The organism is Cupriavidus sp. 05T313 (assembly GCF_056396665.1).
On sequence record NZ_JBFTLX010000293.1, the window covers coordinates 1 to 13,746 of the forward strand.

At 68.3% G+C, this 13,746-nt stretch carries 12 protein-coding genes and 1 pseudogene; 2 read left to right on the top strand and 11 right to left on the bottom strand.

Going from position 1 to position 13,746, the window contains the following annotated elements; genetic code table 11:
• The 11 genes and pseudogenes from AC1DKD_RS36265 to AC1DKD_RS36315 form a co-directional block, all read right to left on the bottom strand.
• Positions 1-573: AroM family protein (locus tag AC1DKD_RS36265; RefSeq protein ID WP_477144365.1), on the bottom strand; the 573-nt coding region annotated here is incomplete at its 3' end.
• Positions 570-1,493, bottom strand: coding sequence for a DUF1177 domain-containing protein (locus tag AC1DKD_RS36270; protein ID WP_441635257.1), 924 nt, complete (start codon positions 1,491-1,493; stop codon positions 570-572). The genes AC1DKD_RS36270 and AC1DKD_RS36265, both read right to left, overlap by 4 nt.
• A gap of 53 nt (positions 1,494-1,546) precedes the next feature.
• On the bottom strand, positions 1,547-2,251 hold the full coding sequence (gene pepE / locus AC1DKD_RS36275) for a dipeptidase PepE (RefSeq protein WP_477111688.1): 705 nt from the start codon (positions 2,249-2,251) through the stop codon (positions 1,547-1,549).
• A 22-nt stretch (positions 2,252-2,273) separates the two neighbouring features.
• Positions 2,274-3,062 (bottom strand): IclR family transcriptional regulator, encoded by a 789-nt coding sequence (locus tag AC1DKD_RS36280; protein ID WP_441635261.1) that lies wholly within the window; start codon positions 3,060-3,062, stop codon positions 2,274-2,276.
• A 172-nt stretch (positions 3,063-3,234) separates the two neighbouring features.
• Complete coding sequence (locus AC1DKD_RS36285; RefSeq protein WP_477144366.1) at positions 3,235-4,164, bottom strand: carbohydrate kinase family protein; 930 nt, start codon at positions 4,162-4,164, stop codon at positions 3,235-3,237.
• 41 nt (positions 4,165-4,205) lie between these two features.
• Positions 4,206-5,837: a glucose-6-phosphate isomerase gene (gene pgi / locus AC1DKD_RS36290; RefSeq protein ID WP_477144368.1), complete on the bottom strand. Its 1,632-nt coding sequence runs from the start codon at positions 5,835-5,837 to the stop codon at positions 4,206-4,208.
• 76 nt (positions 5,838-5,913) lie between these two features.
• Entirely contained in the window at positions 5,914-7,404 is a 1,491-nt protein-coding gene (zwf, locus tag AC1DKD_RS36295) for a glucose-6-phosphate dehydrogenase (protein ID WP_441635291.1), read from the bottom strand.
• A 67-nt stretch (positions 7,405-7,471) separates the two neighbouring features.
• Positions 7,472-8,327, bottom strand: a pseudogene (locus AC1DKD_RS36300) (substrate-binding domain-containing protein).
• Positions 8,328-8,366: 39 nt separating this feature from the next.
• The gene (locus tag AC1DKD_RS36305; RefSeq protein WP_441635267.1) at positions 8,367-9,380 is read right to left on the bottom strand and encodes an ABC transporter permease subunit; all 1,014 of its coding nucleotides are present in this window, start codon (positions 9,378-9,380) and stop codon (positions 8,367-8,369) included.
• A gap of 84 nt (positions 9,381-9,464) precedes the next feature.
• Positions 9,465-11,108, bottom strand: a complete 1,644-nt coding sequence (locus AC1DKD_RS36310) for a sugar ABC transporter ATP-binding protein (RefSeq protein WP_441635269.1) — start codon at positions 11,106-11,108, stop codon at positions 9,465-9,467.
• Positions 11,095-12,354 carry an ROK family protein gene (locus tag AC1DKD_RS36315; protein ID WP_441635271.1) on the bottom strand — a complete coding sequence of 420 codons (1,260 nt, stop codon included), beginning with the start codon at positions 12,352-12,354 and terminating at the stop codon, positions 11,095-11,097. Before AC1DKD_RS36315 ends, AC1DKD_RS36310 begins: the two co-directional genes overlap by 14 nt.
• Before the next feature lie 237 nt (positions 12,355-12,591).
• Here AC1DKD_RS36315 and AC1DKD_RS36320 point away from each other — a divergent pair, with 237 nt between their 5' ends.
• The gene (locus AC1DKD_RS36320) at positions 12,592-13,071 is read left to right on the top strand and encodes a methylated-DNA--[protein]-cysteine S-methyltransferase (protein WP_276286799.1); all 480 of its coding nucleotides are present in this window, start codon (positions 12,592-12,594) and stop codon (positions 13,069-13,071) included.
• Positions 13,068-13,746, top strand: a 679-nt coding sequence (locus tag AC1DKD_RS36325) for a tyrosine-type recombinase/integrase (RefSeq protein ID WP_477144367.1), incomplete at its 3' end; no start/stop codon positions are given. The genes AC1DKD_RS36320 and AC1DKD_RS36325, both read left to right, overlap by 4 nt.

A 13,746-nucleotide genomic window follows, 5' to 3' on the forward strand; every position in this document is an offset into this window, starting at 1 on the left:
ATGCATGACGATCAGGTCGCAGCCGCGCAGGGCTTCGCCGGCCTGCGCGAAGCGTCCGCTCATGGCATCGAGATAGGGCGAGGCGTGGGTCACGCGCAGCTCGCAAGGCACCGGCTGGATCAGGTGAAAGTCCTTCACCTGCGCTTCCAGCGGCAGCACGATGCCAAGACGCTTGCAACCTGATGCAAGCGCCACGGTGAGGTGATCCACCACCTGCTGCGGTTCCACCACCAGCGTGTTCAGCGGCGGCAGCGCCGTGCCGGTGCATAGCGGCACCAGCACATCGAAGCGGCCGTCGTCCAGCGATTGCAGCAGCCGCGCGAGGCGCGCTTGCGCAACGGGCTTGCCGACCACCGCCTGGCTGCCGTCGCGCATGCGGGTGGCAAAGCGATACTCGCCGGCGCCCGGCGCCATTGCCGCGATGCCGGCGGCGTCCAGCGCGTCGAGAATGCCGAACTCCTCCGCCGCCACCGGCATGCGAAGGTCGGCCATCATCTGCGGCACCACATCCACACGCGGCGACTGCCCGATGGTGACGAATCCCACGCGCGGTTCACGGCGGGCCGGCATCATGCTTCACGCCCCACCGTTTGCAGATGCGCCAGCGAGCCGTAGCGGCGCAGCAATTCGGCCCACTCGGCTTCATCGTAGAAGGCGCAGTTGCCAGGGCCGAACAGTTTGGCCACTTCAATGCAGAAGCGCGTGGCCACGTCGAGGTCGAAGGCGTTGGTCACGCCGGTGGCGCAGCCCGGCACCGTGGTCTGCGCGGTCAGCGCCACGCCGATCACGGGCGCGGTGGTGACGATGCCCGGCTGCATGATGGAGTTGACGTGCCAGAGGCCGTTTTCATATGGCGTGATGTCCTGCGTGGTCAGCGGCAGCACGGCCGGCAGTTCGCCGCTGACCCAGCCCATCACGTCCAGCATGCGCTCGGGCAGGCGCAGCAGCCAGCCCTCCTTGGCCACCGGCGTGAGCGCCACGCCGCGGCGGTTGACGAAGCGGTTGCCCCGCGTGGTGTCCACCGACAGGATGGCGGCCATCCCGGCATGCACCTCATGCGACATCATCCTGCGCATTGCGAAAGGCGATTTCATCATCGGCACCGGATGGTGCGGCCGCGTGGCCGCGTGCGGGCAGATATGGGTGTGAATCCGCACCGGCCCAGCCAGCACGTCGCCGGTGGCAGCCATGTCGGCCAGCTTGAGCGCGGCGGCAATCGCAACGATGGCGCCATCCGCATCCGAAACCAGCCCGGTCACGGCCGGGCGCGCACCCACGCCCCCGAGCCGCCCGACCAGGCCAAGCGCGGGCAGGCCCGGGTCCCGGCCCGGCAGCGTGCAGGCGAGGAAATCCGTGTACAGCCCGCCCTCTTCCACGCGCGTGACAGTGACATCGGCCACGCCGCGCGCACGCAGCAGCGCGGCGACCGTCTGGCCGTCGACCGTTGCCGCCGAGAGCAACTCGATCGACTCAATAACCTGCTTCATCGACATCCTGCCTGACCTCCCGCGACTCGCGCGCTCATTTCCAATTGGCCCTGCCCTGCTTACTCTGGAAGCACCAGTGCGCCCGGCGCAACGTCCCAGGTGGACGGCCCCTTGAACCAGCGCGCCTGGTGCGGCCCGCCCATGTCGAACCGCTCGCCGGAAACGCGCAACCAGTTGCCCTCCGGCAAACCCAGTATGGGCATATGCGGCGCCAGCGTGGTGAACTCCGCCAGGCGCTGATCGCGCGTTTCCCCGCGGAAACCAGGCACGGTGAGATTGAAGTAGTGCGGATTGATCTGGAACGGCACCAGCCCGAGCGCGTCGAAGCCGCCCGGATAGACCACCGGCATGTCGTTGGTGGTGCAAATGCTCGGGCAAGCCAGATTGGATCCCGCGCTCCAGCCCAGATAGCGGGCGTGCCCGGCGGCAACGCGCGCGGAGATCGCGGCGAGCAGTCCGCGCTCGCGCAGGCATTGCAGCAGGCGGAAGGTATTGCCACCGCCGACCACGATCAGCTCGGCCGTGTCGATGGCGGCAATGGCGGCCCCTGCATCGGCCGCGCGATGCAGYGAGTGCGTGGCCAGGCCCAGCGGCGACAGTGCATCGCGCACCAGGGCTTCATAGTCGTCCCATTCGCGCGTCACGCCCGCGAAAGGAATGAAGCATGCCTGCCGGCGTCCGCCAGCCAGTTCGGCGATCGCGTCGTGTGCATGGACGAGGTAGCCCTCGTCGCTGCTTGAATTGCTCAGTAACAGTAATTCCATGGGAGTGTGGGGATCTTCTGCGTTATTCATCCGCGGGTGCCGGCGGGTCGCGCCACAGCGGGTCGCCAATGCGCTGGCCGAGGGCAGCTACCGCCTCCACCAGCGCGTCGCGCAATGCCTGCGCCTGCGCCTGGCCGACCTGCATGGCGGTAAAGGACAAGCACAGGCCGCGCAGGTCGCCCGACGCCGGATCGGCAATCGTGGTGGCAACCGCGCCGATGCCCGGCATGCCTTCGTTGATGGCTATCGCGCTGCGCTCCGCGCGCGCGGCCGCCACGCGCTCACGCAATTCCCCCACCGTCGCGGGGCAACCGGCCGGGGCATCCGGCAGCTTCTTGCCGGCCAACTTGCCGTAGCGCTCGCTGAACGCCTCGCCGGACAGGCGCGACAGCAGCACGCGCCCCATCGCCGTGGTGAAGGCGGACCGGCGCGTACCGGGCGGGGACAGCACCTGGACGGGATTGCTGCCGTTCAGGCGCTGCAGCACCACGGTGTCGGTGCCGTCGAGCATGGAAAGGTAGGCGGTAAAACCGGTGGATTCCGAGAGCGCCGCCAGCAGGTCACGGCATTGCTCGTCGAAGGGATGTGCCTGGGTGGCCGCTTGCGCCGCGCGGATCAGCAGTACGCCAGGGCGATAGCGCCGCGTGGCTGGATGCATCTCCAGCAGGCGGTATTTCACCATTTGGGCGAGCAGGCGCGACGCGGAACTCTTGGCCAGGCCGAGTTCGTCGGTGATGTCGTTAAAGACAATCTCGTGCCGGCCCTGTTCGAACAGGCCCAGCACGCTTTCGACGCCTTCAAGAATGCTCATGCGGGATCTTTCCCTTCGGGCCGCACCCGTCACCCGGCGGTGCGGCCGGCTAGAATTTCTGGTTCCGTTTTTTGGAACCTTGGTTCCGTTAAATGGTTGTTCGGAAAAATTCTAGCTGTATTGAAGGAAAGATTCAACAGATGCTGCGCCGTATGGCGCCGTTCCGGCCCCGTCAGGCCGGAACGGCCATCTTGCCCAGCAGCGCCTCGACCTCCGCAACCGTGGGCGAATACGCCCCCGCCCGCGTAGCCGCCACCGCCGCGCTAGCCGCCGCCCATCGCGCCTGCCGCGCCGGTGTCGCCCCGGGATCCAGCAGCAATCCCGCCATCCACCCTCCCATGGCGGCATCGCCGCAGCCCACGGTGTCGACCACATCGACGGCAAACACCGGCTGTTCGCAAACCGCATCTCCATGCAGCAGCGTCATGCCATCGGCGCCGCGCGTCAGCAGCACGCTCGCGCGCGGGGCCAGCGCCCTGAGCGCGGCCAGCGCGGCGTGTTCATCCAGTGCCGGATACAGGCCGCGCAGGTCCTCGTCCGAGACCTTGATGTAGTCCGCCAGGCCGGCGAGATGCGCAAAGACCGCCTGGTACGCCGGCGCGCGCATGGGCATGCGGAAATTGGGGTCGAAGGCGATGCGCTTGCCCGCCGCCGCTGCTTGCRTGGCTTCTTCGCAAAGGCGCGCGGCCAGCGGCTGGCGCGCCAGGCTCAGCGAGCCGAAATGCACCGTGCGCGCGGCCTGGCGCCAGCCCTGCGGCAAACGCGCGGGATCGAAGTAGAGATCGGCGCTGTCGTCGCCCACGAAGAAGTACTGCGGCGGGTGCTGCGCGCCGACAAAAGCCAGCAGCGGCGAGCGTTCGACGCGCTGCAGGAAACGCAGGTCAAGGCCGGCGTCCTCGCTGGCCAGGGCGAGCTGGTCGCCCAGCGCGTCGCAACTGATCGCGCCGGCGAACGCGGTGGGAATGCCCAGCCGCGCGCCCACGCGGGCTACGTTCCAGCATGAGCCGCCGGGCAGGCCGAGCCAGTCCTGACCGCCCTGGTGGACCATATCGGTCAACGCCTCGCCGAAGACGACGTACGCAGGCCATGGTGTCGTTGTCATTGCATCCTCTACTGTGTTGGATAGCGGCCGCGCGCCGCGCCTCAGCCTTGCCACGCCGACGCCGCGGCCAGCGCGCGCCGGATCAGGCCGGCGGTGGAAGCATCGTGGGGCCGCACCGGTCCGCCGTCGAGCTCGCAGGCGATCGGCCCAGCCAGTTGCTTGCCGAGTTCCACGCCCCACTGGTCGAACGAATTGATGTTCCAAAGCACGCCCTGCACGAAGGTGCGGTGCTCCGAGAGCGCAATCAGCGCACCCAGGTGCCAGGGATCGAGCCGCTGCAGCAGCAAGGTATTGCTGGGCCGGTTGCCCTCGAACACCATGTGCGGCACCAGCGCCTCGTCCCGCACGCCCAGCGCCCTGACCTCCTCGGYGGTGCGGCCGCGCAGCAGCGCCTCGCCCTGCGCGAAGCAGTTGGCGAGCAGCTTGCCATGGTGGCCGGGCATCGCGTACGCCGGTTCGAGCGCGGCGATGAAATCCACCGGCATCCAGTGCGAACCCTGGTGCASCATCTGGAAGTAGGCATGCTGGCCGTTGGTGCCGGTGGTGCCCCACACCACGGGCGCAGTGCCTTGCGCGGCGGCGGCGCCGTCGAGCTGCACGGACTTGCCGTTGCTCTCCATCTCAAGCTGCTGCAGGAAGGCCGGCAGCAATTCGAGCGGCTCGCAGTACGGCGCCACGCAGCGGCTGCCGGTGCCCAGGAAGCTGCGATACCAGACATCGAGCAGGCCGAGGATCATCGGCATGTTGCGCGGCGCGCCGGCCTCGGCAAAATGCCGGTCCATGGCGCGGGCGCCGTCAAGCAACTGGCGGAAGCGATCGAAGCCGACCACCAGCGCAATCGACAGGCCCACCGCCGACCACAGCGAGAAGCGCCCGCCCACCCAGTCCCAGAACGGGAACATGTTGACGGGATCGATGCCGAACGCCACCACGGCCTCCCGGTTGGTGGAAACCGCGACGAAATGGCTTGCCAGCTGCGCCTGCGGCACGCCGTGGCGCAGGAACCAGGCGCGCGCGGTCTGCGCGTTGGCCATGGTCTCGAGCGTGGTGAAGGTCTTGGAGCAAACCACCACCAGCGTGCTGGCGGCATCCAGCCGCGCGAGCACCGCGGCGAGATCGCTGCCGTCCACGTTGGCGACGAAATGCATGCGCGGCCCTTCGCTATCCAGGTGCGCGAGCGCGCGGCAGACCATGCGCGGACCCAGGTCCGAGCCACCGATGCCGATATTGACCACATCGGCAATCACGCGGCCATTCCAGCCGCGCCATGTGCCGCCGCGCACCGCGCCGGCGAAGCGTTCCATCTGCGCCAGCACCGCGGCCACGTCGCCGGCCACCGGCACGCCCTGCGCATGGAAACCATCCTCCGGCCACGCGCGCAGCGCCATGTGCAGCGCGGCGCGGCGCTCGGTGGTATTGACCGCTTCGCCGCGGTACATCGCATCGCGCCGCGTGGTTACGCCCGCCTCGCTGGCGAGTTCGAACAACAGCGCCATCGTGGTGTCGGTGACGCGGTTCTTGGCATAGTCCAGCGTCAGGCCGGCCGCCTCGGCCACGAAGCGGGCACCGCGGGCTTCGCCCTGCTCGCCGTCGAACCAGTCGCGCAGGTGGGCATCGCGGATGACTTGGGCATGCGCCTGCAGCCGTTGCCAGGTGGGCAGGTGGTGGGACATATTGGACATCGGTTCAACTCCTGTACTCGCCGCCGCCCTGGCCATGGCAAGGGCGGCGGTATCCCTCAAGCTGACTTCACAGCTCTTCATGCCAGACCGCGCCATCGCGCGAAGGCAGCGCGCTCGACGCGGCCGGCCCCCAGGTGCCCGCGGTGTAGAGCTTGGGCGCGAGATTGCTCTGCGCCCATGCCTGCTGGATGGGCGCGACCCAGCGCCAGGCCTGTGCCTGTTCGTCACGCCGCACGAAGAGCCCGAGACGGCCCCGGATCACGTCAAGCAGCAGGCGCTCGTAAGCCCCGGTCTTGCGCTCATGGCGACCGCCCTGCCCGCGCGGCAACATGCGTTGCAGATCCAGCGTGGCRGGCTGCAGCGCCTGGGTGTCGCCAGGATGCTTGACCAGGAAATGCAGGCGGATGCTTTCCTCCGGCTGCAGCGTGATCACCAGCCGGTTGCCGGGCTCGTGGTCGAGCGGGCGCGGGAACAGGGAATACGGCACGTCGCGGAACTGGATCACGATCTCCGCCACGCGCGACTGCATGCGCTTGCCGGTGCGCAGGTAAAACGGCACGCCGGCCCAGCGCCAGTTGGCGATCTCCGCCTTGATGGCGACGAAGGTTTCGGTCTGGCTGTCGGGCGAGACGGCCGGCTCGTTCACGTAGCCCGGCACCGCATCGCCGCTCGCCGCGCCGCGGCAGTACTGTCCACGTACCACTTTCTCGGCCACCTCGTTCAGCGCGATCGGCTTGAGCGCCTTCAGGATCTTGAGCTTCTCGTCGCGGATGGCGTCCTCGGACAGGCTGGAGGGCGGCTCCATCGCCACCATGCACAGCAGTTGCAGCAGGTGGTTCTGCACCATGTCGCGCAACGCACCGATGCCGTCGTAGAACGCGCCACGCTTTTCCACACCGATTTCCTCGGCGATGGTGATCTGCACATCGCGCACCCATTCGCGCCGCCACAGCGGCTCGAACAGGACATTGCCGAAGCGCATCGCCATCAGGTTCTGCACCGATTCCTTGCCCAGGTAATGATCGATGCGATAGATCTGGTCTTCGGCAAAATGGCGCGCCACCGCGGAGTTGATCGCGTCGGACGAGGCCAGGTCATGACCCAGCGGTTTCTCCAGCACGATACGCACGCCGGCGTGATTAAGCCCCGTGCGGGCCAGATGGTCGCAGATCGGCACGAACAGGTGCGGCCCCGTGGCCAGGTAGAACACCACCACCGGGGCGGCGCGCGCGCGCACCAGTTCGGCCAGGGAATCGAAACCGTCCGGCGCGTTGGCATCCACCTGCAGGTAAAGAATGCGCTCGGCAAACGAGCGCCATGTTTCGTCGGCCGCGGCCGCCGGCAGCGCGGGACGCACCTTGGCCTCCAGCATGGTCAGGTAGGCTTCCTGGCCGAGCGGCTGGCTGCCCAGCGCGAGGATGCGCCCGCGCGGATGCAGCGAGCCCACGCAGTGCGCGTCGAACAGCGCCGGCAGCAGCTTGCGCGTGGCCAGGTCCCCGGTGCCGCCGAACAGCACGAAGTCGAATTCGGGTACTGCGCCTACAGCATTGCTTTGCATCATGTCACCAGTCGGTTGGTTATTCGATTCATCGGTTTGAAGCGGGTTGGCGTGGCCGCTGGCCACGCTAGCGCGGCGCGGACCAGCCCTTGTAGTCGTTCACATTGGCGCGCGTAACCAATGCAGGCGGCAGCAACACGGTGCGGCTTGCGGGCGGCCTGCCGTTCATCAGCCCCACGCCGATCTCCACCGCGGTGCGCGAGATGGCCCAGGGGTCCTGGCTGGCCGAGGCCTCGACCAGGGTGTTGGCCTTGAGCGCGGCCTCGATATCGGGCGCGCCGTCGACCGAGGCGATCAGGATGCCGCGCCGGTTCAACTGGCGCGCGGCCAGGTCGGCGCCGACCGCCTGCGGGTCGTTGATGGTGAACACCGCATCGACCTTGGGGAAACGGGTCAGGTAAAGCTGCATGACGTTCAGCCCGCCCTCGCGCGAGCCCTTGGCATCCTGGTCGTCGGAGAGCACATGGATACCGGGGTGCTTGCCCAGCACGGTCTTGCAGCCCTTCACGCGATCCAGCACCGCGGACACCGGCGGGCCGTTCTGAATGATCAGGTTGCCGCGCCCGCCCAGCCGCTCGGCGAGGAAGCCGCAGGCAAGCTCGCCGGCCTGGGTGTTGTCGGTCTGCACCGTGGCGTCGGCGCCCGCCGCCGCCACGTCCACCGCCACCACCACGATGCCGGCCTTGCGCGCCTTCTTCACCGCCGGTTCGATGGCACGCGCATCGGCCGCGTTGATCAGGATCAGGTCCACGCGCGACGAAGTACGGATTACCGAGCGAGCCGAGCGTGACGCCGACCTTCTTCAACGGCTTTTGCGCGGCCGCGGGCGCCGACGCCGGGTCCGGCGCGCCCTGCGCCGCCGCGCCGGTGCACAGTACGCTCATTGCCGCCAGCGTGAGTGCCGCCAGGTAATGCTTGGACATGTCGTGTCTCCAGTAGCCGGTGTGTTCAGCGCAAGCGCATCAGGTACGTGCCGAGCCCTTGCGGCGGTAGCGGTCGAGCGCCACCGCGCCGATGATCACCAGGCCCTTGATGATGTACTGCCAGATATCGGACACGCCCAGCAGCACCAGCCCGTTGGACAGCACCGCGATGATCAGCGCCCCCACCAGCGTACCGACGATCGAGCCGGTGCCGCCGACGAAGCTGGTGCCGCCAAGGATGACCGCCGCGATCGCGTCGAGCTCATACGACTGGCCCAGTTGCAGGCCGTTGGCGGCGTACAGCCGCGAGGCGGACATCACGCCGCCGAGGCCGGACAGCAAACCCGAGACCGCATAGACGAACAGCAGCACGACCCACACCTTGATGCCGGACAGCCGCGCCGCTTCCGCATTGCCGCCCACCGCGTAGATCTGCAGGCCCAGCACGGTACGGCGCAGCACGAACCACGACACCCCCACCACGGCGAAGGCGATGATCACCAGCCAGGGCACGCCCAGCACCTCTGCGTTGCCGATGAAGGCGAAGCCGATATCCGGGTTGTAGATCGTGCTGTCGTTGCCGACCAGCCGCGCCAGCCCGCGCACGGCGGTCAGCGTGCCGAGCGTAACAATGAACGGCGGCAGTTTCATGAAAGCGACCAGGGCCCCGTTGACGATGCCGAACAGCAAGCCGCACAGCAGCGCGGCCGGCACGCTCAGCATGCCTAGCTGCGGCGACAGCGATGCCAGCATCGCCACCACCGCGGAGATCGACAGGATCGACCCCACAGACAGGTCGATGCCGCCAGTCAGGATCACGAAGGTCATGCCTGCGGCCAGCACCATATTGATCGAAGCTTGCTGCGCGATGATCGACAGGTTCTGCCAGCCGGCGAAGTTCTCGGTGAGCACCGTGAAGCCGATGCACAGCAGCACCAGCACCGGCAGCATGCCGAGCGCGCGCAGGCGCTCCTGCGTGGTGATGCGGCCGAGGGACGCCGACGGCGCGGCCGGACCGGAGGAAGGAACGGGACGGGTGATGGATTCGTGCATGGTTGTCTCCTGCGCCGGCGGCTGCGGGGATCTGCAGGGCGGCGTCAATATCTCTTGCGGGTGGCGGAGAGGCTCCGCCCTGTCTCAGTGCAGCATGCTGCTTGTTGCGTTGCCCGCGGCGGCATTGACGGCCGCGGCCAATGGCGTGCCAGTCCAGCCCGCCGCCGGCTGCGCCGCGCCCGTCGCCAGCGCAATGATGCGTTCCTGGGTTTCGGCGGCGCTGCTGGCAGGGCGGACCTCGCCGGCCAGCGCACCTTCGCGCATGACCAGTACGCGATCGCACAGGCCCACTACTTCGGGCAGCTCGCTGGAGATCATCAGGATCGCCACGCCGCTCTCGGCCAGCGCGTTGATCAGGCGGTAGATTTCCGACTTGGCGCCGATATCCACGCCACGGGTGGGCTCATCGAGGATCAGCACGCGCGGCTGGATTTCCAGCAGCCGCGACAGCATCACCTTCTGCTGGTTGCCGCCCGACAGCGCACCCACATTGACCTGCGCATGCGCGACGCGGATGCCGAGCGTGTCGATGGCCTCCGTGGTCCGCCGGCGCGCGGCCGGCCGGTTCAGGCGTCCAAGCCCGAGGGCATCGCGCGCGGCCACGATAAGGTTGATGTTCTCGAGCACGCTCTGGTCGAGAAACAGGCCTTGCAGCTTGCGGTCCTCGGTCAGGTAGGCAATGCCGGCATCGATGGCCTGGCGCGGGCCGCCGGGTGGCAGCGTGACCATCCCGGCCGGGCTTGCAATGCGCACCTCACCGCGCGTACGCACATCGGCGCCGAACACCAGCCGCGCCAGTTCCGTGCGGCCCGCGCCGACCAGGCCCGCCAGTCCCAACACCTCGCCGGCACGCAGATCAAAGCTGCAGCCCTTGACGCGGCGCCCGTCCGCTATATCGCGCACCGACAACATCACCTCGCCCTGGCGCGACTGGCCATGCGTCTTGGTATAGAAGCCCGACAGGTCGCGCCCCACCATCATCTTGACCAGCGCCGCCTGCGACAGGTGATCGCGGTCCAGCGTGCCGACGAAGCAGCCGTCGCGCAGCACCGTCACGCGATCGGCCAGTTCGTCGATCTCGGCCATGCGGTGGCTGATATAGAGGATCGCCATGCCTTCGCCGCGCAACTGGCGGATCAGCGCGAACAGGCGGTCCGTCTCGTGCGTGGACAGCGGCGTGGTGGGTTCGTCCATCACCAGGATGCGCGCTTCGAAGTGCACGGCACGCGCAATCTCGACCAGCTGGCGTTGCGCGATCGACAGGCTGGAGACACAGGCAACGGGCGAGAAATCCGCGCCGAGCCGGGCCAGCGTCGGCTCGCAGGCGCGCGCCATTTCGCCGCGCGCCACCAGCCCGCGCCGTTGCAGCGCGCGGCCAAGGTAGATGTTCTCCGCCACGCTCAGGTTGGGCGCCAGGCTCAGCTCCTGGTAGATCACCGCCACGCCGAGGTCGCGCGCGGATTGCGGCCCGTCGATCTCCACCCGTTGCCCGTCGATATGGCATTCGCCGCCGGGATCCGCGGTGTAGGCACCGGACAGGATCTTCATCAGGGTCGACTTGCCGGCACCGTTTTCACCCATCAGGGCATGGACCTCGCCGGCATAGGCGGTCAGCTCGACATTGCGCAGCGCGCGCACGCCGGGGAAGGTCTTGCAGATATTGCGCAGCGCCAGCAAGGGCGGCCTGGCACACGCGCCGGAAAAATCGGACAGGTCAGACGATGGCATGGTTGGCCTCCGGAATCATGGCGGATGCGCCCCTGAGCATTTCGGCCCGCGGCGAGAAGTTCATGAACATTGGCAGCGAGGCGGCACCCACCGCGCCGGCGTTGGCACCGAAGCAACCACGCACCACGCGCGGCGGGCGCCGCGCCTCCGGCGCGCCCTCGTCCAGTTCGGTCTGCAGGCGCCCGATCAGCGCCGCCACGAGGCCGGCATCGATGTCGGCGTCAAGGATGATCAGCGGCACGTCGAGCACCGCCAGCGCGGACTGCATAGCCGGCGCGAGCGCGTCGATGCAGTCTTCCAGCCACTCCCCCACCGCCGGATGCTGGTTGCGCACCTGCGCTTCCAGATCCGCGTGRCCGTCGATGGTCACACCGTGATGGCGCAGGTGCCGGGTCAGCGCATTGAGCGAAGCGCGTGCCAGCAGGATGTCGCGCCGCTTGCCGGTGCGCGGCGCCGAGGCCAGCGTGCCCGGCTGGACCGGCATCATGCCGATATCGCCGGCATTGCCCGACACGCCGCGCACGCAGTCGCCGTTGAGCGCCACGCCGCCGCCGATGGCCGGGCCGAGGAAGACATAGAGGAAACTCTGCGCGTGGTGGCGGCCGTAGAACAGTTCGGCCACGGCGGCGGCGGTCCCGTCGTTCTCGCCGAACACCGGCATGTCCGTGGCGTCCGCCAGTTCGGCGGCGAAGTCCACCGCATCCCAGGCGCGGAAGGTGGCTTGTGAAGCCTCGTCCTGCAGATCCAGTTCGCGCAGCCAGGCGCCGAGGTTGTAGGGCTGGGCCACGCCGATGCCGAGCAGGCGCTTGCGTTCGGCCGGCGTCAGCTGCGCGCGCAGCGCGGCCACGTCGCCGCGCACGATCTCGAGCGCCTGATCCGGGTGCGGCAGGATCATCTGGTGGGCGCGGGTGGCGAGGATCTCGCCGCCGAAATCCACCATCACGCACTCGATGCTGGCGCGGTCCAGCCGCACGCCGATGCCGAACGCCCCCTTCGGCTGCAGGCGGATCAGGCTGGCCGGCTGGCCACGCTGCCCGTCCTGCCTGCGGCCGGCGACTTCGATCAGGCCATCCTCGGTCAGCGTCTGCACGATGCTGCCCACCGCCGTGTTGGTGAGCTGGGCCATGCGGGCGAGATCGGCCTTGGACGCCTCCCCGGCCCGGCGCAGCGCCAGCAGCAGCGCGCGCTCGTTGTACAGCCGCAGGCTGGCGGAATTCACGCCGCGGCCGGCCTTGGCACTGTTCATATCGTCTCCGGTGTTGTTCTGGGCGCCGCCTGGATCACAGGATGGATTCGCCGCTGCATTAATTAATTCAGTTTGAATTAAATAATACGGAGAGGCAGAACTCAAGGAAGGGGAAACCCGCAGGCAAGCGGTTGCATGCCTCCACCAAAGCGCCGCCCGAGCGCCTCGCACGCCACCGGGCATCCCACCGGCTCCGCCATGCTCTAAAATCCAGGCTCGCGCCTTCCGCACCCTGCCATGGACTCCATCTTCGACGCCATCCTTCCCGCGCCTTTCGGCAAGATCGGCGTGCGTACCGACGGCGAAACCATCCGCGAGATCGTCTACCTGCCCGAGAGCATGAAGCTCATCGAACCCGCCAATGCGGTCGCGCGACGGCTGGCGCGGCAACTCGAGGCCTACTACGCCGATCCGGATGCCCCCTTCGATATCCCGCTGGCGCCGGTCGGCAGCGCCTTCCAGCGCCGGGTATGGCAAGCCATCGCGAGCGTGCCGCGCGGCAAGGTCACCACCTATGGCGCCGTGGCGCGGCAGATCGCCAGCGCGCCGCGCGCGGTCGGGCAGGCGTGCGGGGCCAATTACTTCCCGGTGGTGATTCCCTGCCACCGCGTGGTCGGCGCCAGCGGCATCGGCGGCTTTGCCAACCACCAGGGCGATGGCTTCTTCCTTGACATCAAACGCTGGTTGCTGATCCACGAAGGGGTGATGCTGGCATGAACGATCTCGCCTCCGTCGAAGGCGGCACCGAAGCCCAGGACAGCCCCGAGCTGCTTGCCGACCTGGACCTGGTCCACCGTTTCTGCGATGCGCTGTGGCTGGAAGACGGGCTGGCGCGCAACACCATCGACGCCTACCGGCGCGACCTGACGCTGCTTTCGCGCTGGCTGCATGGCACGGCTACGGCCACGCTGCTGGGGGTGAACGATGCCGCCCTCAATGGCTACTTCGCATCGCGCCACCTCGAGACGCGCGCATCGTCGGCCAACCGGCGGCTCACCGTGTTCAAGCGTTTTTACCAGTGGGCGGTGCGCGAGCACATGATCACGGCCGATCCCTGCCTGCTGCTGCGCCCGGCCAAGCAGCCGCCGCGCTTTCCCAAGACGCTGACCGAAGCCCAGGTCGAAGCCCTGCTTGAAGCGCCCGACACCGCCACTCCGCTCGGCTTGCGCGACCGCACCATGCTGGAGCTGATGTACGCCAGCGGATTGCGCGTGTCCGAGCTCACGCAGATGAAGACCATCGAAGTCGGCCTCAACGAAGGCGTGGCGCGCGTGGTCGGCGGCAAGGGCAACAAGGAACGGCTGGTTCCCTTCGGCACCGAAGCCGGCGACTGGCTACGCCGCTACCTCGCCGAAGGCCGGCCCGCGCTGCTGGGCGAGCGCGCCTGCGACG